Annotated in this window: 17 protein-coding genes; 2 read left to right on the top strand and 15 right to left on the bottom strand. The window is 39.4% G+C overall.

Translation table 11 applies throughout. The features are described from left to right. The first annotated feature begins 127 nt into the window (after positions 1 to 127). Positions 128 to 1,318 (top strand): amino acid aminotransferase, encoded by a 1,191-nt coding sequence (locus tag PROVALCAL_RS03970; protein ID WP_006657830.1) that lies wholly within the window; start codon positions 128 to 130, stop codon positions 1,316 to 1,318. Between the two features lie 76 nt (positions 1,319 to 1,394). Here PROVALCAL_RS03970 and PROVALCAL_RS03965 read toward each other — a convergent pair whose 3' ends face one another. The 12 genes from PROVALCAL_RS03965 to cmoM all read right to left on the bottom strand — a co-directional run bounded on the left by PROVALCAL_RS03965 (position 1,395) and on the right by cmoM (position 24,575). Next, entirely contained in the window at positions 1,395 to 10,151 is an 8,757-nt protein-coding gene (locus PROVALCAL_RS03965) for an anthrax toxin-like adenylyl cyclase domain-containing protein (RefSeq protein ID WP_006657829.1), read from the bottom strand. Between the two features lie 191 nt (positions 10,152 to 10,342). Then, positions 10,343 to 10,978 carry an MBL fold metallo-hydrolase gene (locus PROVALCAL_RS03960; RefSeq protein WP_006657828.1) on the bottom strand — a complete coding sequence of 212 codons (636 nt, stop codon included), beginning with the start codon at positions 10,976 to 10,978 and terminating at the stop codon, positions 10,343 to 10,345. Positions 10,979 to 11,017: 39 nt separating this feature from the next. Next, entirely contained in the window at positions 11,018 to 11,566 is a 549-nt protein-coding gene (gene mepK, locus PROVALCAL_RS03955) for a peptidoglycan L,D-endopeptidase MepK (RefSeq protein ID WP_006657827.1), read from the bottom strand. Between the two features lie 314 nt (positions 11,567 to 11,880). Continuing rightward, positions 11,881 to 13,608, bottom strand: a complete 1,728-nt coding sequence (gene ldtD / locus PROVALCAL_RS03950) for a L,D-transpeptidase (protein WP_006657826.1) — start codon at positions 13,606 to 13,608, stop codon at positions 11,881 to 11,883. 368 nt (positions 13,609 to 13,976) lie between these two features. Continuing rightward, a complete protein-coding gene (gene aphA / locus PROVALCAL_RS03945; RefSeq protein ID WP_006657825.1) occupies positions 13,977 to 14,690 on the bottom strand; it encodes an acid phosphatase AphA in 714 nt (237 codons plus the stop codon). 328 nt (positions 14,691 to 15,018) lie between these two features. Further along, complete coding sequence (locus PROVALCAL_RS03940) at positions 15,019 to 15,300, bottom strand: hypothetical protein (RefSeq protein WP_039861574.1); 282 nt, start codon at positions 15,298 to 15,300, stop codon at positions 15,019 to 15,021. 615 nt (positions 15,301 to 15,915) lie between these two features. Further along, positions 15,916 to 16,155, bottom strand: a complete 240-nt coding sequence (locus PROVALCAL_RS03935) for a hypothetical protein (RefSeq protein ID WP_006657823.1) — start codon at positions 16,153 to 16,155, stop codon at positions 15,916 to 15,918. Next, positions 16,152 to 16,937: a hypothetical protein gene (locus tag PROVALCAL_RS20235; protein ID WP_006657822.1), complete on the bottom strand. Its 786-nt coding sequence runs from the start codon at positions 16,935 to 16,937 to the stop codon at positions 16,152 to 16,154. The genes PROVALCAL_RS03935 and PROVALCAL_RS20235 overlap by 4 nt, the downstream gene beginning before the upstream one ends. A gap of 382 nt (positions 16,938 to 17,319) precedes the next feature. After that, positions 17,320 to 21,759: a chromosome partition protein MukB gene (mukB, locus tag PROVALCAL_RS03925; protein WP_006657821.1), complete on the bottom strand. Its 4,440-nt coding sequence runs from the start codon at positions 21,757 to 21,759 to the stop codon at positions 17,320 to 17,322. Next, positions 21,756 to 22,484, bottom strand: a complete 729-nt coding sequence (mukE, locus tag PROVALCAL_RS03920; RefSeq protein WP_006657820.1) for a chromosome partition protein MukE — start codon at positions 22,482 to 22,484, stop codon at positions 21,756 to 21,758. Before mukE ends, mukB begins: the two co-directional genes overlap by 4 nt. Further along, positions 22,465 to 23,790 carry a chromosome partition protein MukF gene (gene mukF, locus PROVALCAL_RS03915; RefSeq protein ID WP_006657819.1) on the bottom strand — a complete coding sequence of 442 codons (1,326 nt, stop codon included), beginning with the start codon at positions 23,788 to 23,790 and terminating at the stop codon, positions 22,465 to 22,467. Before mukF ends, mukE begins: the two co-directional genes overlap by 20 nt. Next, a complete protein-coding gene (gene cmoM, locus PROVALCAL_RS03910; RefSeq protein WP_006657818.1) occupies positions 23,787 to 24,575 on the bottom strand; it encodes a tRNA uridine 5-oxyacetic acid(34) methyltransferase CmoM in 789 nt (262 codons plus the stop codon). Before cmoM ends, mukF begins: the two co-directional genes overlap by 4 nt. 183 nt (positions 24,576 to 24,758) lie before the next feature. Between cmoM and elyC the strand changes: the two genes are divergently transcribed. After that, positions 24,759 to 25,565 (top strand): envelope biogenesis factor ElyC, encoded by an 807-nt coding sequence (gene elyC / locus PROVALCAL_RS03905; RefSeq protein ID WP_006657817.1) that lies wholly within the window; start codon positions 24,759 to 24,761, stop codon positions 25,563 to 25,565. A gap of 64 nt (positions 25,566 to 25,629) precedes the next feature. Here the strand turns inward: elyC and kdsB are convergent, their stop codons facing one another. The 3 genes from kdsB to PROVALCAL_RS03890 all read right to left on the bottom strand — a co-directional run bounded on the left by kdsB (position 25,630) and on the right by PROVALCAL_RS03890 (position 26,919). Next, positions 25,630 to 26,376 (bottom strand): 3-deoxy-manno-octulosonate cytidylyltransferase, encoded by a 747-nt coding sequence (kdsB, locus tag PROVALCAL_RS03900; protein WP_006657816.1) that lies wholly within the window; start codon positions 26,374 to 26,376, stop codon positions 25,630 to 25,632. A 4-nt stretch (positions 26,377 to 26,380) separates the two neighbouring features. Next, positions 26,381 to 26,560 (bottom strand): Trm112 family protein, encoded by a 180-nt coding sequence (locus PROVALCAL_RS03895; protein ID WP_006657815.1) that lies wholly within the window; start codon positions 26,558 to 26,560, stop codon positions 26,381 to 26,383. A gap of 143 nt (positions 26,561 to 26,703) precedes the next feature. Continuing rightward, positions 26,704 to 26,919 (bottom strand): cold-shock protein, encoded by a 216-nt coding sequence (locus tag PROVALCAL_RS03890; protein ID WP_006657814.1) that lies wholly within the window; start codon positions 26,917 to 26,919, stop codon positions 26,704 to 26,706. Between the last annotated feature and the right edge of the window lie 49 nt (positions 26,920 to 26,968).

Below are 26,968 nucleotides of genomic sequence, written 5' to 3'. Positions count from 1 at the left end.
CTCACAAGATCACACCAATTTTTGGTAAAACAATTGGCAAAAACTTGTTACCAAGTTACTCTGGTGACTCGACATTTTCCGTTATACCTCTTTTTCAGCTAAACCACAGAGTTTTGGAATCGACAATATGTTTGAGAAAATCATTTCTGCCCCAGCAGACCCTATCCTTGGTCTTGCTGATAGTTTCCGTGCTGATCCTCGCGATAATAAAATCAACCTCGGTATCGGTGTCTACAAAGACGAATCGGGTAAAACCCCAGTTCTGGACACAGTCAAAAAAGCAGAAAAATTTCTGCTAGAAAACGAAAATACAAAAAACTATCTCGCGATTAGTGGAATGCCGGAGTTTGGTCGTGTCACTCAAACACTGCTGTTTGGTGACAACCATGAAATCATTACGTCACAACGAGCGCGTACAGCACAAGCGCCAGGAGGCACGGGCGCCCTGCGTATTGCAGCCGATTTCATTGCCAAACAAACCAACGCAAAACGTGTTTGGATCAGCAACCCAACGTGGCCTAACCATAAAAATATTTTCGAAGCTGCGGGCTTAGAAGTGCTGACCTATAACTACTATGATGCGGCAACCCACGGTATGGATTTTGACGGTATGCTTAACAGCCTGTCATCCGCGGTTGCAGGTGATGTGATTGTTCTCCACGGCTGCTGCCATAACCCAACGGGTATCGACCCAACAGCAGAACAATGGACTCAGCTAGCATCTCTGTGTGCAGAAAAAGGCTTATTACCTGTATTTGACTTCGCTTACCAAGGCTTTGCAAAAGGCTTAGATGAAGATGCGGAAGGTTTACGTATTTTCACCAAAAACAACCCTGAAATGATTGTTGCTAGCTCATTCTCGAAAAACTTTGGTCTGTACAATGAGCGTGTCGGAGCTTGCACCATCATCGCAAAAGATAGCGATAACGCAGAACGTGCATTTAGCCAAGCAAAAGCTGTGATCCGCGCTAACTACTCAAACCCTCCAGCCCATGGCGCGGCAGTCGTGACCACTATCCTATCTGATGAAACATTAAAAGCAGAATGGATCCAAGAACTGACAGCGATGCGTGAACGTATTAAACGTATGCGTCAACTGTTAGTGAAAACATTGGACGAGAAAGGCGCTAAACAGGACTTCAGCTTCATTATCAACCAAAATGGTATGTTTTCCTTCAGTGGGCTAACTAAAGAGCAGGTAGAGCGTTTACGGAGCGAATTTGGCATCTATGCTGTTAGCTCTGGTCGTATTAACGTCGCAGGCTTAACACTGGAAAACATGGTGCCACTGTGTGATGCCATCGTGAAAGTTCTATAAGTATTTATTCAAACAACCAAATACTTCACAAAAACAGCCAGTAACTTAACTGGCTGTTTTGTTTATACCAAAGGAATTACTTCAAATGACTCAGGAAACGCTCTGTCATTTGGACGCCTCCCCAGTTATTTCTGACATTATCATTACCAATATTAGGGTCAGTACTTCCCTCATAAGCAATACGTTGCTCCGCCAACAACTGTATCAAGCGATCAAGAGTTGATTCCTCATTATGTTTTGATAATTGTTTGTAATCATTCAAAAAGTTCACCTGCATCACACTGGTCATTGAGGCAGTATGATTATTGTGTTGCATAGTCACTTTTCTTCCACTCTTTGATTGATATACCGTTTCTGCAAGCGTTGCTGAAAGTTCTTTGTAGCTTATTTCAGTAGACGAAAAATCAACTAATACCACTTGATTACACCCTTCGAGATCATGGATAGTGACATCCCCTTGCCCATGACCACTCACAATATAGATATCATCCCCTTTATCACCCGCTAAATGGTCCTTTCCATCTAAAGATATTAATACATCCTGCCTCATACCTTGTGCCAATAAGATATCATCGCCTTGACCACCATAAAGGATATTTTCGCCACCTGTTGTTATCAACTTATCATTCCCACTCCCACCTTTAATCACACGACCATGTTGTGACATATCCATCACCTCATCATTACCAGCGAGCATATCAATAAGCCAATGCTCTCTCGCATCATTCTCGGATAATACAATTCCATCATTTCCCAAGGTTTGTTTTAATGGTTTAGGAACGCCATTTAACATATCAGCAAGCTCATTAACTGGCTTCCAAATAGCTAGCTGCCCTGAATGTTTTGCTTTATCGAGTTTTTCAGATAAGTAGTAAGACAACGAAGTCATACTGACCGTCGTCGATGAAATAGAGTTACTATCGAGTTGGTTATAATGATGAATATTAAAGCGAGCCCCGCTATCCTGCGTTGACTGCTTAATCTTAAGAATTTTACCTGATGATGAAACATAGACCTGATAGTCGGGCTCGACTTCTTCTATAGCTTGCTGTTTAAAATTAACTAAATGGATATGGTTATTACCAAGATTATCTTCAATATAAGCGGCACCGGAGTGATTGCCATCAATAATATAATGGTCATCTCCCCCTTCGCCCATCAAAGTATCGTTTCCTTCACCTGATAACAGTAAATCATCCCCCTCACCACCACTAATAAAGTTATTTCCTGTTCCGCCATATAAGACATTATTTCCCGCTGTGGCTTTAATATTATCATCACCTTCTCCACCTAATAGTACATAGCTAGTTAAGCTCTTATTGATAATGGTATCGTCACCATTTTGACCATCAATAACATGTTTTTCTGATATATAACCCGTAGGTAAAAGAATTTGATCGTCACGATCGCTACTGCTGATAACTGGATTGACTGGGGAAATATGATTTTTCTGTAGATCCACGTTAAATACATTACTATATTTATCTTGGATTAAAATCACCTCAGAAAGATTATCTCCCACATTTGTAAAATGAATAGTGCGTTTTTTCTGTCCGAATTTATCAAAATTACTTAATTTTCCAGAATCCATCGATAGGGCAAAACCATTCTCGGTAGGTAATAATAAAATCACCTTATCATGAGTTGTAAAACTATCTTTTACCTTCGCGAAATCAAATGTAATTTCACCATATTCATCTTTTTCTGTAAGAATTTGATAGATATCAACCCCACGAGTGACTTCAATATAATTCCCTAATTTAACCAGAGGCAAAAAGTTATTTTCATCATTACCACGATATGTTAATTGTTCAGCACGACCTATTGGTGAAAACCATCCCCATTCAGGTGCTACATGTTTTCGGTGCTTATTTATTGTAATGATATTAGCCGTTTCATCTATTTCGACTGATTTGCTTTCTGTTGTCGCGACTTGGTCAGCTTCTTGAATATAACTGAGGCTGAAATATTGCTCTGGCTCTTTTTGACCAATCTGCGTCGTCATCATCCAGCCATCTCGAGTTTGTACTCGATACACATGGTGAGGTTTTTTTAAATCGCTGCTTGGATCAATAACATTCTCTAACTGAATTAAAACTGAACTTTTTATATTGGTAAAATCATGTCCATCCTCAGTGCTACTTGGTAATTTGATGGTCAGAATTAAATCATTACCGTTTAATTCAACCTGTTTTATTTCATCTAAAGAATATTCTATGCTCACATGACTTTGTGAACGACTCGATTCTTTGATAGCCACCTTAGCCTGATATTCTTTACTATTTTTCTTATAGATAGGATTTAGATAACGCTTAGTTTTGACGGTTCTTTCTTTCCATTCCCAATACTGCTCTGAGATGTAGAGATCGTTAATATGCTGCATCCATTCAAAACGGCGAATATGATAACTATCATTGCCATCGCCTCCCACAGCATCACCTTGGGTTAAAATAAGCTTATCATCACCACCATATCCGACTAATAAATCTTTACCTAATCCACCATCAAGGACATTATCCTTATCATCTCCACGTAAACTATCATTGGTATTTCCTCTGATGATAATATTTTCTATATTTTGTAAATGAGCAACAGAAATAAATGGATGGTTTCCTTCTTGCTTATAATGCAGTGTATTTTTTTCTAAATTAACATAAGCATGATGAGCATCAGGTAATAGATCAATAATCAGCGTATCCTTCCCTCCTTGACCATCAAGATACTTAGTTGGCATTGTGTTATTACGTGACATTAATCCGCTTAAATTATTATCTTGCAGATAAAACAGATCATCTTTATCTCCCCCTGCAAAATATTTTTCGCCAGATAAAACCTGAAATGCATTTTTTCGTGCTTTTGCACCAATAATCACATCATTACCGTTAGCTGTATTCCAGCTCGTTCCTCTACTATGAGGATTATCCAAATATAATGCGATCTTTTGGATATCACTCTCCAAATTTTCACTAACCTTCCGCTCATTTTCGCTAAACACCCGCTGTCCTAACACACCAAATTCAGTTTTCTTTGAATAAAAATTAATTTGTGAGGCGCTAGAATGTGATAACTGATAATGTATTGGTAAGGTCAAAAGGTCTTCTGAAATTTTATGGCGAGATTTAAATTCTTCAAATAACGGATTTTTATATTCTGAATTTAAAGAATAACTATCGTGCGTAGCTTTTGTTCCTGTTTGTTTAATATCAACTATCTCTTTAGCTTCTTTTTTAGGCTTGAAATCTTTACGAGTCGATAACCCCATTCTTTTATACACATAATTTAAATTTCTAAACCATGCACTTTTTCTAATGATTTTATTGTCTAAAATAAAATCAATTTCGTTTGCAGTAAAAGAAGGTGCACCTTTTTTCAAAAATCGGGACCCATAATTTCCTGGTCCTAGACGTCGACGTCCTAATGTTCCAAGAAAATAGTTTCCGTGTCCATCGACTAAATAGTATTTTTGCTCCTCGTCATATACAGGACTTTCAATAATACCGAAATGATGATCAAAGCCAGCCGCTAAAATATTACTCTCAAATAATGCAAGATCCATTTCCCAATTTTGTTTTTTAAATGCATTGATATACAACTGGGTATTCATCTCTTGTTGCGTGCGTAAAGTAGGCTCTAAACCTAAAGCCCCTCGAATCCCTTCTTCTAATTCCCGATCCCAATCAATATCAATGACCTCTTTAATATTCTCGACTGCGCGAATACCATTGTAAATCCATCCTCCTACAAGCAAAATTCCACCAACAAATAATCCAACAACAGGAATAGTTGAAGCCCCTACTAATACAGCAACCACGGTCACACCATTAATGACAGCACTCGCAATTGATAAAGCCGCATTGACAATAAGATCTTGGCGTTGCTTAGGATCGGATACTTCACTGAGTTTAGATAAACAATCGTAGGCTTGGTAGATATCAATTCCCATCCCGACTAAGTTAAAGATAACAACGGTTCCTGCGGCAAGCCTTGTGCGAATAAGGGACGTCACCCCTTTTGCAGAAGAGATATTTAACAACATCGGTTGTATAATCATATCTCCGTAATTAAAAAAAGCGGATGCGCAAAGTAAATAAAATTGTTTTTCTAGCTCCTTAACCTCTTCTTCTGTAATATCTGGTTTATCGAGCTTATTCAAAATAGCATATGCGCTAATCATACTTTGAATAACACCAGCAGCCCCCATTCCTTGACCAAACTTATTTGCAATACGTTGGAATAATGGAAGTTTAGTTCCAGCTTGGCGAACTTTTAATAAAGTCGAAGATGGAATAGTTTCTTGCTGTACATCACTATTACTCGCGAGATACTTAAACTGTTTTTTCAGCACTGCAGAGTCACTAAAACTAGCTTGGTGATCAACTAATTGATATATATCTACTGAATTTAGCTGCTCATGAAATATTTTAGTAAAAATAACATCGTCTTTTCCACCTTCCATTAAGGAAAAATACATTGCTAACTTTTCAGGAGAAAAACGAATTTTTTTATGCAGATTATTTGAGGCAATGTCCGATAAAGTGATGGGTTTCCCCTCTATCGTTGCCCCTAATTGCTGTAATTTAGCGAAAGCGATTTTTTCACCATTCATAGTTACCCAGCTATTTTTGGGTAAATTGAATTCAACTTGCTCAATAATAGATTTACGTTGACTCTGCAGAGAGGATAATCCTATTTTTAAGCTCGGTGACTCCAAATCAATTGATTGAATGCTTCCTCTAAAGTCACCATTCTCCATTTTTTGGAAGCCTGCCGACTTTCCTCTATTGATAGACCGTCCATCGGAAAGTTGGATGTCCTCATTAAAATACTGTTTAAGTTGCTGTTGAAATTGCTGTTGTGCCAACTGAAGAGAATTATTTCTAATGCTAAATTGCATCCCTTGAGGGTCAAATAGGCAAATTTCGTATGCTCCATTACGACTAACGTGAGTTACTGTGTAAGTTGTTAATTCTCCTTGTAAAAAAATGAGTCTATTCGGCGTATCAACCACCACCGAAAATAAATCTACGACTGATTGGTCAGAAATAGAGATACTGTTATTCTTGATTAGCGCATCAATATCCTGAGTATATTTTTGCATTTTTTCCAGCAAAGTATTCTCTGCTGAAGTAAGTGTTTTTTGGTCTGCTATTAACTCGATTTGAACCTTTCGCTCAAGAAAATCACGTGCTAAATCACTATTGGTGAGATAATATTCAATGCCATATATACGACCTAATTCTTGGTCTATCCCAGTAGACTCACCATTTTTCGATATAATACCATGATTAATCAAACCAATATTTTTTCCTTGGTTTAATTGTTGGTGATATTGTTGCAATCGTTGAGCTTGATAATTTTCATATGTTTTAAATGCTTCAGTAAAAGAGACGTTTTTAAAGATTCCACTATCACCTTCAAAGTTTTTAACACTGAGTTCACTAAATCCTTTTAAATTCTCACTTAACAAAATGAAATTGTTATTATCAGTCACTAAAGATAAAACTTTACCTTTATCTATGCCATCACCGGCAGGAAATAACTGTTTAAGTAATTTTTGAGAATTTTCACTTAAATTATTTAGTATTGAGAAATCGCTTTTTATTGCCACTAATAAAGTGTGGATGCTATCTGCTTGTTGCCGATAACTCGTCTCTACCGCTGTCTCTATCAATTGATTTATTGATGCCGTATTGAGTTCATATCCACGGTTTAATGCTTCATTTAACTTTGAATTTACGAGAGGATCTTGTAATACAATAATTAATTTTTTAACATCAACAAACCCTTCGTTATCCGAAAAGTAATTTAACAAATAAGGGTGTTGCACCAAATCGATATCTTGAATAGCAATTTCTTTTAAGGCTATTTTTTCCAATAACGAAATAAGCTGCTGGTTAGGCTGACTTGCTAGTACAGTAGGAGAAACATTACTGTCTACTGTTGTGGGTTTATTCGGAGCTTCATAGATAAATTTAGATTTAACTTCACGATTGATACCTTGTACTTTAAGCTCCTCAGATAAACCGCTAATAAACATCTTATGCTCACCTGCTTCCGTTATCATTGCTGGCCCCACAGAATGAAATAGGATATTTTCAGGACTTATTAGTGGATATTGTTTTTTGAGTGCTGATAACTCGATAGATAATGCATTTGTGGGCCTTCGTACTGTTTCTGCATCGCCAATCATTACCCAATGCGTTATTTTTTGTTTTTCCACTAAAGACATTAAATGTTCTTTACCATATTCCAAAATATGTTTTTTACTATCAACATCCATTTGAAAAATTAATGTATTTTGAGGATTTCTCGCGGCTAAACTTTCTGATTGTAATAAACCTTTTTTATCTCCCGTCAGCCTAATAATAACGGTTAACTCTCCTGAATTCTTAATTGTATTTGCTAATGCTTTTTTTTGAATATTCTGGCTATTAACCATCTTCCAAATGGGAATATCTATAATACCGAGTTCATTTAGTCGCGTAGAGAAAGTAGTATAAAAATCACTGGGTAAAAGACTGTTATTATTTTTAAGCTCCTGAACAAATAGTCTATAGGCATCCTGATTGTAAGCAATTTTTTTGAGTAAATTATTATCAATAGTACGAGTATCAGGATCCCTAAACATATACATAGGGTCGGGTTCAATATAATCATTTAGTTGAGCGAGTGATAGCTCACCACGACGAAGCTCATTAATAAAATATAATGTGCTAGAGTTATTATTAATCCTGACTTGATCACTACCTGAATGGTACTGATAGACAAATTTGTAACCTTGAGTGTTTACTGTATCTTTTTCAAAGTCAACCGGATAAATAACCTTAGACCCTAAATACATATTTCCGATTTGTCGATTATAAGCAACGACAGGAGCGCGCACATTATTCTCAGCAAGTAAGCTAGTCGCTTTTAGTGCAAAGTTTTCATTAACACCTCCTCGACCTAAATCACACCCAAGCATGACAAGCTTATCCGGCATTGTATTTTTTAAGATTTTTTTGCGTAAATACACTAATGCTTCAACATATTGCTGTGCATTTTTCTCCATATAAAGAGTTGGCTGATGATGACCATAATATTTTCCATGACCAATTGTTATCCAACGTACTTTTCCTACATTAATTCTATTGAGATCTCCATGTAAGATTTTATATTGCTTCGAACCCATATCATACTGAATAACCATAGAGTCTTCAGGGTGTTTAGAAAATGCATAAGCTGTTGCTTTAGCTGAATCTTGATCACCACCATTTTGGATAATAACATTGTAGGTATATTCAGTAGGTTTTACCTGTCTATGAGTTTCCGCATCATTGGCTTTGTTTTGACGATATATCAACATCGGATCTAGCCAAGTGTCTAGGTTGCCCGTATTTGGTAAATTGGTTTCTGGTAATCGGCTACTATTATGATTTTTTTGCATATTTAAATAAACATCACCAAAATCTGTATCTAACTGCGCAACAGTTTTTTCTGTGATCGGTTCATTATTAATAATACTTTTTTTCCGTATTATTTCTGCTCGCCCTTCAATAAAGCTGACTGATATTTTACGTTTAGGCTCGAAGTATTGACCATTATCTCCTTCACTCCATTTTTTATTTAATGGGGCTCTATAACCCTGATTTATTAATAACTGCTGAAAATTAGAAAGCTGTTCAACGTTATCAACAATGATTGCTCCTTGAGAGTTCATATGAAAATAAGTATCGATGGATTCTGTCGTACCTATTAAGTTATTTTTTCCTTTTAATCGATCTGGCAATAAAAAGGTAATAGGGAAATTTTCGCTCATTATACTCGCAGGGTTTGCGTCATCAGCTCCATGATGGATCAATTCCATCCCCTCAGCCAGACCAAGTTTTTTATTTAATTTATTTTTTATTTCTTTTATTTTTTTATTGGTAATGCCATTATCTTTTCCTTCTTTTTTATTATATTCTATTTCATCATTATACAATTTTTTTTGGGCTGAAGTTAGTTCATCATAGTTTACGCTAGCCTTCCACTCATCCCATGTCAACATCGGTGTTACTTTGACATAATGCTCTAAGTCTGACATAGGAAAAATAATACTAAAAAGATCATAATCTGCGGTTACTGCTTTTCCTGTTTTAGGGTCACCCATAACATAAAATGGCTCTATTTTATTATTTTCTAGATGATATACACTCCATATATCGATATTATCTTTAATACTTTTTTTTAGAAAAAATACTTTTTCAATACCATCAAAAGAAGCTCTTATCTCTTTATATCCGTCGTGTTCTGCTGTATCTGAAAAATAAATTGTTTTATATCGTATAAGCTCTTCAACTCTTTCTTGGGTAATTTCTAATATAACAGCAATAGCTTTGCCTTCATTAATAGCTTCCTGAGAGTAGACATTATATTTTTTGCTATTTTCTCTCCCTGATTTTTTTGCAAATTGCTGATACATAGGAATAAAACCAGTGTGTGGTCCCCAGTCTGAGCTTTTCGATTTAATAGCTAACCCTTTACTGCTATATTCTCCCGTTCCTATAATGCTTGTTGATTTAGGATCTATAGGACGAATACCTATAATAATATTCTCTTCATTGGCAACTTGAGCGATTAGATTCTGATGTATTTCTGAAATACCTGAAACAGGAAAATCGATTTCTTTATTTAAAGGCGTGAGATGTAAGTTAATACTAGTATAATCTTTACTAATACTACCAGACGTATTATCTTGTTTCGCTGATGTGGGCGGCTCATTCAGGCTAATTGTTTTTTTAGTCTCTTCTTTATTTCTATTTTGAATAGAATCATCTTTAGATAAATTTGAATCTATATTTAGCTTTCCCATATATCCCTCTTTATAAATAAAAATTTAATATTTAAATTAGATTTAAAATCAATTTAAAGTATCAAATTTTTAAAATATAGCTAGATTCAAGAAATATAATTAGGACATAGTTTTAAATTATATCAATTGCATATAAAAAACCCCTAATAAAGGGGTTTTTTAATGGCATTCTGAGTCATCAATTCAGTATATTATCCACCCTGTAAGAATGGGTTACTGATTCGCTCATATCCTAATGTCGACATCGGACCATGTCCCGGAATAAAGTGATAATCATCACCAAGCGGCAGTAGTTTGTTCTTGATCGATGCAATCAGGTCTTGATGATTACCGCGAGGGAAATCACTCCGCCCCACACCGCCTTTAAACAATACATCCCCCATGGAGATAAGTTTATCTGCGTGGTTCACAAATACAATGTGACCTGGCGTATGACCAGGGCAATGCAGTACATCAAACTTGATGTCTCCACACGTGATGCTATCCCCTTCCTCTAACCAATGGTCTGGCGTAAAGTCAGGACAATCACCGATATAAAACATGGCATTTTGTTCGGCAAGGCTTTCAATCCAGAAAGCATCTTCCTTTTGTGGACCATAAATCGGTACACCAAAGTGTTTAGCAAGAGGGGCTGAAGCGCCAATATGGTCAGAATGACCATGGGTAAGTAAAATTTTCGTTAATGTTAATCCACGACTCTCAATAGCAGAAATCAGCTTTTCAGCCTCACCGCCCGGATCAACAATCACTGCCTTCATTGAATTTTCATCCCAGATCACCTGACAATTCTGCATGAACGGGGTTACTGGGATAATCGTATATTTCATCGAACAATCACTCCATAATCTGTGTCACCTATGCACAGATTACCATGTTCTGACGGGTCCTGTATCAATATGAATGAAATTGCTTTTCGGATAATAGCCCACACCGCCCGCACCCATTTTTAATGCGGCTTTACGGACATTACTTAGCTGTAAACCTTCAATATGAAAATCCATTGCCTGACCACGGGTATGGTAGCTTTGTTTTGCTACACCAGAGCTCTTACGACGCAATTCATTATTGGTTTGTAATGAACGATAGCCAGAGATCAATTGAACCGGCTTATTAGTGCCCATCATCATTTGCAGCAAATAAATTTGGTCAAATAATTTAGGATCAATCGTTTTGACTTTATCACAGCGGTAATCACGGAAAAGGTGATTCAAACGAGCCAATTCAGACTTATTATAACGGCGACCATCGAAAAACTCGGTCTTTAAAAACTCCCCCGTATTTAAGTTTTGAAAACGTAAAATTCTAGGGCGAGGTGTACTCATTGCAGCAAGTACATGATTTGGTAATAGTCCCAGACCGATTGCGGCGGCACCAATTCCCAACCACTTTCTGCGGTTTTGATCAATCATATCCATAGGTGATAACTCAGGTATTAATTATTCAGTAAATATACATTTTGACTTCATCAGTCTAGCAAAGGATATTTCGCTTTAATGTATAATTATGTAAAGAATTGCGTAAATTAAGGAAAATCCATCACTTTTATGCAAAAAGGTGAGTGAAATCACTTAGCCTCATCCGATTAGGACAATTCTAATGCCCCACCAGAAGTTATATGTGAACACAATTCATTCAATATATAAATATATTAAAACGGAATTGTTAGGAAGATTTAGGAATTAATGCAATGAATAGCATCGAAGAGCCTAAGCTCTCCGATGAATAATGGCTATTTTAAAATTGTTTTAATTGCAGGTAGATATTTTTCCGCATTATCAATGCTACCATCATATTGATAAATATCTGCTCGGTATTGCGGCTGCTGATCTTTATCAACCCATGCAGTTTGATAGTAAAGATACACAGGAATACGGTCTGGAATATTCACATAACGCGTTGAGCCTTCTTTTAATGCCCCATCAATACGTGTCTGAGCCCAGCCTGCATCACCTAATAAAATAGTGGCTAGTTCACTCGCTTTATTGACACGAACGCAACCAGAGCTAATTGCCCGCGCATTTTTGTTAAACAAACTATGGTTTGGCGTATCATGCAAATAAATCGCATCTGAACTTGGCATATTAAATTTATAGCGCCCCAAGGAGTTACTTGAGCCCGGCGCTTGTCGAATATGATAAGGGAAATTCGCTGGCGTAATATTTTCCCAGTCTATTGTATAAGGGTCGATTTCATAAGCATCTTGCCCCCATCCTGAATAAACCGTATAGCCTTTACGACTAAAATAGCTCGGGTCCATTTTTCCTTTCGGGGCAATATCTTTACGCGCCAAGCTTGTTGGTACACTCCATGGTGGGTTAATCACCACATTATTCAATGCACTGCTCATGATTGGCGTTTTACGATCGGCTCGACCGACAATGACCTTTGAATCCAAAATGATGTCATTATTCAGATAAAAATCTAATGTGTACGCAGGGATATTCACCAAGATTCCTGTACCGCTACTTTCAGGCACAATGCGTAAACGCTGAATATTCAATGCCATCAGCCCTGCTTTCTGTTTTGGCTGCATATTAAGCCAAACGCGCGTACCTTTACCAATCACACCATCGGCTTCTAACCCATATTGAAGCTGAAATTTTTTCACTGCTTCAACTAAATCATCGCTATACACTCGTGCATTGGCAGTGACTTTATTGATCTCTTCGGGTGGAGCGGATGCATCGACGGTTTCGCTCACAGCTGAAGCCTCTAATAGCCCATCGCGCACTAAAATCTCACGGAGCGTGATCACATCATCGCTAGCTTGACCCGGTTTTAATGTTTTTGTGCTTGTTATTTCTAACGTATCTTCCGGCAATGCTAACTGTTTTAGCATCTCTTTACGCATCGGTTGATACATAGCATGTTTCGGTGCTTGAGCTTTCACCCATTCACCTAAACGATGTTCAGAGGCAGCATCTAACCACGGTTTTATTTGCGGCGTGGTTGGTGCAATAATTTTGTATGGACGGCTGGTATATAACCAATACTGACCACTGGATTCAACAGACGATAAATATTGCAAATAACCTAACATAGCGTCGGATAAAATGGCGTCACGCCCCATTTCGCTCAGCTGGCTATTTTCCAATGACACTAACCATTCGCTAAATTGAGGTTGGAAACCTGCTAAGGCAAGCTCGGCTAATTGTTGTTGAAACTGGCTAATTGCCGTTTCATCTTGCCATAACAATTGCATTTGCCTGTCGGCATAAATTTTCGCCAACTGGTCCGCAAACACCAGTTTAGTTTCTGATGGTAAAGATGCGTTTAGGGTTGCCAAGCTTTCTTTTGGCGTAATCTTATTGACCTCTTCAGTGATCACTGATTGAGGCTGTTGGGTTTCTATATTATTTTGCTGCGTATTTTCTGCTGCGGAAAATGCAGGGAACTGCATCGCCATCAGCCCACATAATACTGAGATTTGCAGAGCTTTCACTCTTCTCTTTGCCATACATCCACCTTAAGTTACTACATGGATAACATTATTTTTTTATTATAGTGATACTATTTGATTATATTTAACTCTGAGAAGAATGTTATAGGAATTGACTAATTTTGTCTTTATTGATGAAAAAAGTTATTGCAGAAGGCTAGTAAGATAAACAGTTTAAAAAAACCACATGAGAAATAGAATTGTTTTCGTTTATAACAACTTACTAAATGATATAACATATCAAATATTGACACCCATTTATTCTCTAAACAAAATTAAATTTAATATAAGTTATATTAAATGGTGGTTAAGCGTCGTCAACAAATAGGCTTTAATTTTGTTAGTTAAAGGCGCATAAACACCTTTAACTAACTTTCTAAAGAATATTAATATTCTGAATTAATCACAACTTCTTCACCAAAACGACCTGCTTTTGGTAAAGGTTGATAAGAAGAGTTAGCTGCACGCAAAATACGAATACCACGAATGTCTAATTCATGTGCCGCAGCAATATCCGCATCTGCATCACCATAGTAGATGGTTAATTTATGGTCACGCATCCAGCTTACTTTATTATTTTTACCTGGCTCATCGCCGGCAAAAATGACTGGATTCATTTTATCCGCAGGAATTCTTAAACCTTCCTGCACATATTGAGTTACAGTTTCAGTTTTAGTCTGTGTACGACCTGTAATAAAGTAAACTTTATCACCACGCTCTAAGTGCATTTTAACTAAATCGATGCCCACTTGTTTTGGCATACTGAATTTGTCCCACTCATTATTCATTTTTTCCCAAAATTGAGGGTTTTTCAGATAGCTAAAATCATTTGGGGAGAATTCAAGTTTTCCACGGTAGAAACCAGGGCTTGAGAATAAAACGGTATCATCAATATCAAAGCCTACCGCCATTGGCGCTTTGCCTTCTAAACTCTGTTTAATTTGTTCAACAGAGACCCAATGAACCGGTTGTTGTGCAGCTAACTCCGCAACAGTAACCCCTGGACTGACGGTTTCTGGCATTGGAATCTTAGCTTGAGAAGTCGCTGTAAAGCTCAGTGCCAATGCAATTGCACTTAACGTTAGGGTAATTTTCTTCATGTTCGATCCTTATAATAATTCATTTTCGTGACTAACCACTCACGCCCTGTAATGATAAAAGTTTTTATTACATAAAAATGAGATTCAAATCTCATTGCAACCATCTATTAATGAGTTAAAGGGAAATGAAGATAATAAAAATAAATAATCGAATAGGAAGTGATAGTGTCAGTTCCCCCTTATCTAGTTATAGAGTAGCTCATCACCAAGTGTTTATTAACCACCATAGTTAACAGGCAGTACCAATCAAGACGCTACACGCCATGCTGAGTCACTACAATAAAAAAGCCTATTGGGGGTCTAGGCTCTCACTAATATATAAACTAAATTAGTTAGGTTCTTTTTCTGCTAAATAACGAAGGATAGCGGCGATATTTTTTAAGTTGTAACGCACTAAAATTTCGTTTCCCTTGGCTTTAAGTAAAGCGTCATAATCATCTTCCAACTGTCCTACATCTAACTTAGGTTCATTATAAACATCATACAGAGCATCTGAAGGAACATTCCAATAAAAATCCGAATCCAGTTTGACACTCTCTATGCCATTCTTTTTCATCTCTTCAAAAATTAAGCTTATTGCATTTTCAAGTACATTGAGATTTATATTCATAAAAAACATCTATTAGAAATATCGTTCGATATAATAAAGTTTGGATGTGCCACTTGCACTCTAATATCTAAAATATTCTATCCTTGGTAGTCCTCATATTCCCAAAAACTAAGTCGGCTTAATTTTAGTGATGGTTTTGACCAATCAGGATCATCACATAGCCTAATTGTTGTTCTAGCTGAGTTAATATTTCGTCATAGTCGTATTCTGCAACAATTATCATTCCCTTTCCAAATGCGACCTTCCTGCCTATGTCTGTCGGCTCTACGTCACAGCATTCTGTATAAGTATTGGGCGTTGACGATAATAGCCACCTTATCCCGCCGCACCGCCTAAATCGCTTCCTGTTCGTCAGACCTGCATTTTGTTTTCATCTTTCTTCAGATTTTACCTTGCGACGAACACCCTTGCCGTACAGCTAACACTTCCCCTTATCGGGTGTGTAGAGGACTTTCGCCTACAAGTGGTCTATTTTCCACCACAGCGAACAAACAGCGCCATGCTCGGTGCACTATAAAAAAGAGCATATAAGGACTAAGCTCTTCAATTGAAACTTAAATTACTTCACATAAAAAATTGATAAATAAAAACGTTCAAAATGAGAATAATTCAGTACTATTTTTTACTCTTAAGCGTATCACGCGCTTCAACTAAAATAGATATCAAGTCATCTAATGGCATCTTTGCAATAAAATTATTTGATGAATCAGAACCAAACAATTCAATTTCTAAATTTTCCGTTCCTTTATCTTGATTTATTTCAGCGATCCTTTGCCATCCTAATTGCACTTCTAATGTCAAATTTTCATATTCCATAGGACTTGAAAAAAATAATTCTAACTTTTTTTCTTTCATTTTTTTACCTTTGGGTCTAATACTGTATTAAATGAACCATCTGCATTATAACGAATACCTTTTCCATTAGGTAAACGATATTCAAATGCACCACCAGATAAATTATTTTTCATTCGCTGTGGATCTCTCAGTACACTTTTTATGAATTGCTCTGCCACAGCATTTTTCTGTGTTGGATTACCGGCTAATGGATCAAATATACCATTAGGTCTTCCTGCATGCTTTTCCCACGCTCGTGCTGCCGCTGATAGACCTTGATTATTAATAGGCTTATTAGCAGATAAAATCAAATAATCTTCTGTAAATATAGTCTGCTCGGGATTATTTCTAAACTTTTCTTCATCTTGAGGTCTCCAGCCATTAGGCGCCCCCGAACTAGTACCACCTAATTCAACTTTATCTGAATTCGAAAGATCTTTTCCAAGATTAGGATTTTTAGCTGCTTTATCTAAATCAGATGCACAAGCAAATCCAAAGGTACATTCAAACGTTTCTGCTAATTTATCGCCAGCAGCCTTAAATTTATTTTCAAGTGCCTGACCAAGATTGCTATTATTTTGTGATTCAAAATCAGAGTTATCTCCATTCGGTAATACAGGAGCTACTCTAACTGGGAGAGAAAAAACACTGCTATGTGCAATTTCTATTCTACTCAGGTTATTTTCATTTACCTTAATTGCATGAGTCAGATTACTATGTGCTTGCTGAATTTGAAGTAAATTCTCTCTTGCTGAGGTATCAAAGAAATCTCCCTTATTATCCCTAGAATCATCAACCTCCAAAATATCGTATTCTGGACCCTATTCAAAAAAAGACTTTCATCTATTAACGCATGGTAATAAGCCTCTAAGTCACCACGATTATCCATATTGTTCCAACCAAAACTACTGTTCCATTCATCCCAACCATAATTCTCTATAGGAGGTAAAGGCGAAGTTGTAACAATCATAGTATCTGTATAAAGCATAATTAACGTCCTTGTTGTTATTTAAAAACAGCAAAGAAATTAAATTTAAAAATTTTTATAGTCAACTAAGTATGAATATTGAAATTATAATGACTAACTTTTTTATAGGATTAAGAAAAAATTACAGTCATTATCGTAGTAAATAAAAAACCGACACAGTTTCCCATGTCGGTTTTTTATCTAAAAACAAAAATAAATTATTGAGGTAATGCTTGAGGGGCTGGATTATCCTGACCAAAACCTTTTAACCCAACGACGTGAACGTGTTCCGTATTACCGGTCACTTTACGTACCAATTTATATGTCGTTCCTTTCTCTGGGCTGATGTTTTCCGGCGCAGCAATAATTAGCTGCATTTCCAGTCGGTCACATAACTCAAACAAGGTCGCGATAGATTTTGCATCCAAACGCGCCGCTTCATCCAAGAACAGTAGGCGGCATGGAATGATATCTTTCGCACGCAGCCTGCGAGCCTCTTCTTCCCAGCTCTGGACAACCATCACTAGGATAGACATCCCCGTACCAATCGCTTCACCGGTTGATAACGCCCCACTTTCTGCTTTTAACCAACCATCGGAGCCACGGTTAACTTCAACCTCTAACTCTAAGTAGTTACGGTAATCTAACAGTTCTTCACCAATGGTTTGCGGCAAACGCTGCCCCATATCCATCTGTGGGTTCAGGCGTTGATACAGTTTCGCCATCGCTTCAGAGAAGGTTAAACGTTGACTAGTAAACAAGTCTTGGTGCAGTTCGCTCTCTTCTGACAACACGCTCAACAATAAGGCGTGGCTTTCGCGAATATTCACATTCAGTCTAACCCCTTTAACCTGACCAAATGCCACCGCTTGTAAACCTTGGTTTAACATGCGAATACGGTTTTGCTCACGCTGGATAGTTTTACGAATGATGTTCGCCACACTCTTCGAGCTAATTGCCAGTTTTTGCTCACGGGCAGTTAACTCTTCCGTCAGACGCGCTAACTCAATTTCCATCTGCTCAATCGCATCGATTGGATCATCGGTACGAATAATATCTTGGCGAATACGCTCACGCAGATGTTGGTAAACCGCAATAAAGAACTGAATTTTACGTTCAGGATGCTTAGGATCTTCGGACATACGCAGTACATCACGCAAATGCTCGTTATCCGCCACCGCTAAACGCAGCGCTCCTAACGCCTTATCCGACATCGAACGTAGACTATCACCATCGGTATAAGCCAATTCGCGACGATGTAGACGGCGTTCAACGCCATTATCTTTCACCAAGCGCATGACTGCACACCAGCCCGCTTTCGCCATCACGACTTGCTCACGGATTTGGTAATAGTCTTTTTCCAGCTTACGCAGGCGTTTTTGCAGGTTATCCATTTCCGCTTCACATAACGTCAGTTGTTTTTCTAACTGGTTAATGCGGCTACGGTTTGCCATAACGGATTGATGTAATTCATCACGGCGAATACTCGCTCGCTCTTGCGCATCAGGATCAGCTTTCACGCCCATTTCCTGCATTTCCGCTTCGAGCTCTTTCAGCATCTCTTGCTTAGTATCAAATGAACTGCGCAGTGAGGCTAAAACTTGATGATATTGGGTGCTTTGTGCTTGTTGCTGACGCAATTGCTCACGAGCACGGGTTCTGTCTGCCTCAGCATGTTCTAAACGTTGACGCAATTTTTCATTCAAATCTGCATTTTCGTTGACCATCCCCGTCGAATCACTGTAACTAAAGTGAGCGCGGCGCTGCGCCACTTCGACTAACGCAAAGGCTTGTTGCTTCGCATTTTGCTGAGTATGTTTCGCCAATTCATAATCTTTACGCAGCTGATCATGTTGTTCAGGATCGCTGAGTAACACCGTCACAATCGGCTCCAATTTAGCCAGATTATTACCGTGTTTATTGATGAAATGCGCGGCTTCTTCTGCCTCTGAAAGCTCTTCACGGATTTCTTCGACGCGATCGACCAGCGTTTCATCCATTAACAGATTTACTTGTGGCAATAAGCGGTTTAATGCCAGTAAGTTTTCTTTGCCTTGAGCAAACTGTTGACGTTGCTGCTGAGTTTGCTCTTCAAACTGATTTAAGCGACGTTCTAATTCCGTACGTTTCTGATTTAATGTCCGAATTTCCGCTTCAGGATCGGCTTCAAACGCCACTGAAATATGTTGCCCAATGAAACGGCTAAACGCCTGATGGGCTCGCTGAATTTTTTGCACATCAAACGATAAAGTGGCATAACGCTCAGCCAACTCATCACGCTCCGCGCTCAGCGACTCTAAATGGCTTTCACGGGCAGCACGACCAAACAGGGGTAATTCTGGGTAACGAGAATAACGCCACTGACGTTCCGATGAACGCACCAGTACCGCATTTTCAAATTCTTGAGCGTCAAAAACACTGTCATCGAAAGAAGAAGGGTCCCCTTCGATGAAATACACATCGTCAGGACAATCTTGTAAGTTTTCTAACTGCTCACGCACAATGGCAAGGTCTTGTACCACAATACCGTGACGAGCCGGACCATACAGTGCCGAGAAATACGCAGCGTCTTCGATGGTAATATCATCATAAATTTCCGATAACAGTACCCCGTTGAAACGCTCCGCCAGTGCCAACATACGTCCATCTTCGGCACCACTTGGTTGGCTCAATCGCTCAATTTGTTTGTCCAGATCACGACGTTGAGCTGCTACTTCATCACGCTCAACGGTAATTTCGCGTTCTTGCTCAAGAAGCTGTTGCATGAACTCAGTGACTTCAGTGCTATTTTCGAAGCTTTCACCGGATTGTTCATTCAGCTGAGTTAACGCCTCTTGCGCCATAATCCATGCAGGGGCTTTCGCGGAAAGCTGGCTAATACGCTGGCGAATTTGTTCCAGCTCTTGACGCATTTGCATGCGTTTTTCACCGCTTTCATTGACGCCGGTGCTAAGTTCTTCTTGGAGAATTTCAAGCTCTGCCATCAACGCATCAAGTTCATCTGGCTCGACGCTTTGACCATAGCGCTTACAGAATTCACTCAGTAATTTTTCCGCATTACGCTGGCTGTCTAAACGTTGTTGTAGCTCAGATAATTGCATACGTAGCGGCTGCACACGCTCCGCTAAATGCTGTTGCGATGACCAGTCACGTAATAATGTGCGAGCGTGCTGATAAGCATCGCCACGGCTCACATCACCAAGCATCGCTTTCACTAACTGATAGGCTTGTTCAAACTGACTATGAGCGGCATCTGCTACACTCATTTTTTGCTCTAATGCTAATAGCGCTTCTGTCGCTTGCTGCTCTTTAGCTTCAAAGGTTTCTAACCATTCATCGACGTTTTCAATCGAAAGATCAGGTAACTGACACAACTCACGAGCACGGTTCAACGCATGCAGTGCTTGTTGATATTGGATAGCGCGAGTTTGCTGTACATCCAATGCTTGTTGGTAATCCGCCAGCTGGTTTTTCAGTTCATCGACTTCTATCTCTGCGGCTTGAGCACGAGCATCGAGCTCTTCATGCTTTTCAGTTGCTTCAGCAACGACTTCACTTTGCTCTTCAAGACGATAAGTTAATTCTTCAATATCTGCTTGATAACGATCGATTTTTTCTTGATGACGCAAAGCCGCTTGTACCAGATTTAAATGGTCACTGGCGGCTTGGTAGTCTGCTTCAATTTCTGTAGAAGCTTCATTCTGCTCATTCAATTCACGCGCCATTTCCACACTACGAACCTGTTCAATTCGTAGCTGCTTACGGCTGCTATACAGCTCGTTACGCGCAGCTAATGCTACATCTAAGTGAATTCGGCGTTCGTTTGAATGGCGCATATAGTCCGCAGACACATAGTCTGTGGCTTCACTAATCAAATGTTTAAATAAATCACGGTCAGATTGGGTAACGCGGATCGCTTCCAACGTTAAGCGGTTTTCACGTAATGCGGCTTCCATATCTTGGAAAGCTTTACGTACTCCGCTGTTTTCCGGTAATAAATAATCACGAAGTGAGCGAGTAATGGCGCTGGAAATACCACCGTAAAGAGAGGCCTCAATTAAACGATAATATTTACTACGATCGCCCGCGGAACGTAGGCGTTTTGGCAGCACACCCAATTCAAATAAAACAGAGTGATAATCCGTGATGGAGTTAAATTGCTTAAACTGGATGCCTTCTTGTTTTTCTACGCGCTCTTTCACGTCATTCAACGGAATAACTTTTGCTTGGCGCCCTTCAAACACTTCCGTTAACACTTCGGTTGGTACGGTCGCTAGCGGCACACCTTGAATCATAAACGGTTTGATATCGACTTTCTTATCACGTCCCGCGACTTGCTGTAAGCGAACACCGACCATAACCCGTTGGTGTTTAGAGTTTAAAACATCGAGTACCGCATAGCAGACACCTGGACGCAGTTTTCCGTGTAATCCTTTATCACGAGAGCCTGAGGTCGCCCCTGCTTCGGTAGTATTACGAAAATGCAGTAAGGTTAAATCAGGGATCATTGCGGTAATAAAAGCCGCCATGGTCGTGGATTTACCAGCACCATTTCCCCCTGATAGCGTGGTAACGAGTTCATCAAGGTCAAATGTACGAGCAAAAAAGCCGTTCCAGTTCACCAGCGTCAGTGAGCGAAATTTTCCGCGTTCAATCATTCTTGTTCATCCTCTTCACTGTCAGCCAGATCATGACTCTCATCCGTGTCTTCTTCATCACTGTCTCTTAGTGATAATTCCCCTTCAAGGGAAACCGCTTCACCATCACGGATCATGCGTAATTGTGCTTCCTGTGGGTTATCACCACTGCGCACGTCTGCACCAAAGCGGAATACCGACTCATTAATAATAAATTTACTGGAGTCATTTTGCAGGAAGTAGACCATACCTAAACGACGTAAACGGTTTAAGGACGTTCTCAGTTTTTCCTGCAATTTTTGTTTATCAAGGTCTGACCCCGTAGAACGTTGATTAACAAATTTCAATAATTTGCTTTCGTCGGCCAACGACAATAACTCTTCAAACAGCTCTTGAGAGGTAAAGATACCTTGATTAGTCAAACGTTCAGGGCTCAAATAGAGATAACACAGAATTTTACCTACCATCATGTCTAATTCAGACAAAACAGAACGAGGTATTAAAGTGCTTGAACGTGGGCGTAAGTAGAAGAAACCTTCTGGCGCTCGGATCAGCTCAACATTATAGCGAGCATAAAATTGTTCTAATGATTCCTGAAAATCCATTAAAAATGCGTGGTTATCGAGGTCATCAATACTGATGTGGCGACCCGCACGCAACTGGCTGTCAAGCTCAGGAAAAATAGGATTAGCTAGTGCTTGAGCCAGTTTTACTGGCATAAATTGTTCAATATTTGTCGATGACATGTGCCTGTACCTTGGCTCCGTGATCATTAATAGCACGCCATTCTGCCGGTAATCCCGCCAGATCAGCCTCTGCGATACCTAGTTTTACAGCTTGATCGATAATAATACGCGCAACGTCAAAATGGCGTTTTTGCGGGTATTGCTTCAAGTAATTCTGTAATACGTGACCGACATCCAGCGGTTTGTTATCCGTTTTATAAAACGCAAGTTGCGCTTCAATTAACGCCGCAAGTTGGTCATTCAGTTCACTAAACTCTTCAAATTCCAGTTCAGGAGGCAATTCTCCCATCACCTCTTGGTCATGAAGAGCCAACTCCTCGTCACGCATATCAAAAAGCCTGTCCGCATTGGCATAGGTGAGTGCCCAAGGTCTATCGAGGTACTGCTGTACAGATTGACGTAAACGTTGAGAAAATATGCGGTTTTTATCCATATCAATCGCTGTACGGATAAATTTGTGAACATGCCGGTCATATCCAATCCATAAATCGATGGATTGCTGTCCCCAGCTGACAATACGGTCTAATTTATTTTGTAAATCAAAGATAAGCCTATCAACCATTTCTGAAAACTGTGGCGCACTCATATTCGCTTCTTGAATACGCAATAAATTCGCCTGTAATTTGTCACCCGCAGCTTCTAAGGTATCTTGTAATTCTCTGAGTGTGCCAGACGTTTCAGATAATAACTGTTCACAGTTCGCAATCGCGGCTTGCCAGTCTTGGTTTAATAACGCAGCAATATCGTCTTTAACACTGTTTTGTTGCTCATCCATAATTCGCTGTGACAAATCAATACTGTCAAAAATTTCAGCGACTGAATACTTTAATGGCGCGAAAACATGACGGTGCCAGTAAAATTCATCACCACCTTCCTCCGCTGATTCCGCTGCACGCTGTAGCTCTCCCGCTACAATCGATAACTGCATCGACAATCTTAACGTCGAGAACTCACGTTGACGAATATAGTAGTCACTGATGCCAATGCCGAGTGGCGTTAGGCGGTAAATTGCGTTGCCTTCGACAACATCGCTGGCAAAGCGGTTAAATATTTTTTGGCGAACCATGTCGTTGATGGCGTTATTCGCTCTCACTGCCAGTGATTCCGTGGTCTGCTCGAAGCCTTTACACACTTCGCGAAACGCATCCACCAGCTCCCCTTCACTCATTTCACCATTAACCCGCTCGCTGTTAAGCACAGCAACTGCTAGCAAAAATGCTAAGCGTTCTGGCGGAAGGGAAATCGCAAAGTCATTTTTTCGTGCCCAAGACACGAGTTCAGGGACGGTCTGGGAAAAATCACTCATAAATCGTCCTTTTGGGTTTGTTTGCGTGCCATGACATGTATATATCGTCCCATACTGATATAGGGTTCTTCACGACAATATTGTTGTTCAAGCGCCAATAACGCTGGAAAATCTTTTTGTTGTAATTGTCTACTTTGCAAATAATCATGGAACACTCTGACGCCACTTTTACCTAGAATGTCCATCCCGCAACCAATGAGCCACTCATCAACCTGTTGAGGGAAAAGCGGATTTTGTGGCGATAACGAGCGTTTACGGCGACGTTGAATGTGAGGAGTTGCGAGATGAAAATTACCTAAAATTGCATTACGCATCACCAAGCCATTTGCATTATAGAACATGACAGAAAATATGCCTTCTGGTCTGATTATATCCGCCAGTTGCTCTAATGCATATTTTTGATCGCTAATCCATTCAAGTACTGCGTGGAATAAAACAAAATCAACAGGTTCATCAAGGTGTTGAGCAATGTCTTGTACGGCGCAATGAATGAAGCTGATATTCTCGCTAATTCCTTGCTCATCAGCAAGCACCGATGCCCGTTCTAACATTTCTTCGGATAAATCGCAAAGAATAACCTGATGCCCCATCGCCGCTAATTTTCTGGAAAAGTGACCTTCGCCCCCACCCGCATCTAATATACGTAATGAACGACCTTGAAAATGCGTTTCCAGTAACTGGTTAAGATCTTGCCAAACCACCGCTTCACGAATTTTTCCTTTTGTCGTGCCATAAATATTTTTTGCAAATTTATCGACAATATCATCAAAGTTGCGGTCTGCCATCTGCTTTCCAATTACCTATCATGAGTTATTTATAGCGTATCAAAACCAAGAATTATAACAGATAATCAAGCTGTTTTTGCATAGTACTTTATTTTGTATCCGATTTATTTTACATGGCATTTTATTGCTGATGCGGCTACATTTGACCCTATTCCCTTACAATATTTTCATGACAGGCTTTCTATGCTATTTCTGCTAAAAAAATATGTTGGCTCACTGTTGATGCCCTTACCTTTGCTGCTGATATTAGGCGCAATCGGGCTAATTTTATTGTGGTTTACTCGCTGGCAAAAAAGTGGAAAATCCTTGGTCACCATCAGCTTATTCGTTATTGCATTACTCGGATTGCAGCCTATTTCGGACAAGCTACTGGCACCCGTTGAAGGTCCTTATAATAAACGCTATGAACTCATCACGACCAATCCACCGCAGGATATAAAATACATTGTTGTTTTAGGCGGTGGATTTACCTACAACCCAGACTGGAGTCCAAGCTCGAATTTACTGAGTAATAGTTTGCCTCGTGTCACTGAAGGAGTACGGCTTTATTTACAGCATCCTGGTAGTAAATTAATTTTTACTGGTGGAAAAGCGAGTAGTCCTATTAGCAGCGCTGAAGTCGCCTCCATGGTCGCTCAATCTTTAGGCGTTCCCACGGCAGATACCATTCCATTGATGGAACCGAAAGATACACAAGAAGAAGCCTATGAAGTGGAAAAAATCATTGGAAAGCAGCCATTTCTACTAGTAACGTCTGCTAATCATTTGCCTAGAGCCTTAAAAATGTTTACAGGACGTGGTATGCAGCCTTATCCCGCGCCTGCTAACCAATTAGTTATCACCAGCGATCTGAATCCATGGGAACGTTATATTCCTTCGGCGTATTATTTTAGTCATAGTGAACGCGCATGGTATGAGCTACTGGGCTCCATTTGGTGGCATTTGAAGCCCGACAACACTCAGCCACTCGATGAAAATCAAACTGATTAAAATACAAAGGGGGAACTCATTGAGCTCCCCCTTCTACTAAATAAGCCATGCTCTCCTATTGAAATTATGGCTGAAATTCTTGTCTAACTAATTCTAGGTCTTCTGGGGTATCCACGCCAGCTCCCGGTGCTTTTTCTGCAACCGCAACATGAATTTTTTCGCCATACCACAGTACTCGAAGTTGTTCTAACATTTCGATTTTTTCGAGTGGGCTTGCATCCCAAGCAATATAGCGACGAATAAACCCAGCACGATAGGCGTAGATACCAATATGGCGTAAGAAAGTATCGCCAATGGTCTCTTTACTTTTCGCGAATTGGTCTCTATCCCAAGGGATGGTGGCACGAGAAAAATAAAGTGCATAGCCATCTTTATCCATCACCACTTTCACCGCATTCGGATTAAACGCTTCTTGTGCACTGTGGATAGGCACTGCCAGCGTTCCCATATTAGCTTGGCTACCTTGCAAATTTTGAGCAACTTGGCGAATAATTTCAGGTGGGATCAGTGGCTCATCACCTTGTACATTGACAATAATTTCATCATCAGAGAAACCATAAGTGTCAATCACTTCAGCTAGCCGCTCAGTACCCGACTGGTGATCAGGATTAGTCATGCAAGCTTCACCACCCGCCGCAATCACTGCGGCAGCAACATCAGTATGATCCGTAGCAATAATCACTCGGCTCGCGCCTGACTTAATCGCTTGCTCCATGACACGAACAACCATCGGTTTACCGTGAATATCTGCTAAAGGCTTACCCGGTAATCGTGTTGAAGCATAACGTGCAGGAATAATGACGGTAAACATAGGGTTACTGTCCTTCGTCTAAAGCCACTTTACGCGCTTCATTTTCAAGTAGTACAGGAATACCATCACGAACTGGAAAGGCGAGATGATCAAATTTGCAGATTAATTCGAGGTTTTCTTTGTTGTAACTGAGTTTGCCGTGACAGGATGGGCAAGCAACAATTTCAAGTAAACGGTGATCCATGTTTTCTCCCAAATGGATTTAAACTCACTTGGCGTCAGGATATCACATGCAGGTATCACCGTTAACTCTATTCTTGCTTATTAAGATCTCCTGCAAGAGAATGAGAGGATAGCGCAGGAGAAATATTTCTGTTAAAAATTCAATTAGTAAGCGATAACGTCTCTTGCCGTTATGCCATCTGAATTGCGAGTAACAGAGAACTCGACGTTTTGGCCTTCAAATAATGATTTGATTTTTTTATTCGCAAGTGATTTGGTTGTCACGAAAATATCATCACCACCATTACGAGGTGAAATAAAACCGTAACCTTCTTTTGCATCAAACCATTTAACTCGACCCATATGTAATTGAAAATTCATATTGAAACTCCTTCTTGTTCTGAGAACAATTTTTTATATTTGTATCATT

This window comes from Providencia alcalifaciens DSM 30120, assembly GCF_000173415.1.
Lineage (GTDB): Bacteria > Pseudomonadota > Gammaproteobacteria > Enterobacterales > Enterobacteriaceae > Providencia > Providencia alcalifaciens.
Note: the sequence above shows the minus strand (reverse complement) of the source record. Positions and strands in the feature narration are given on the sequence as shown.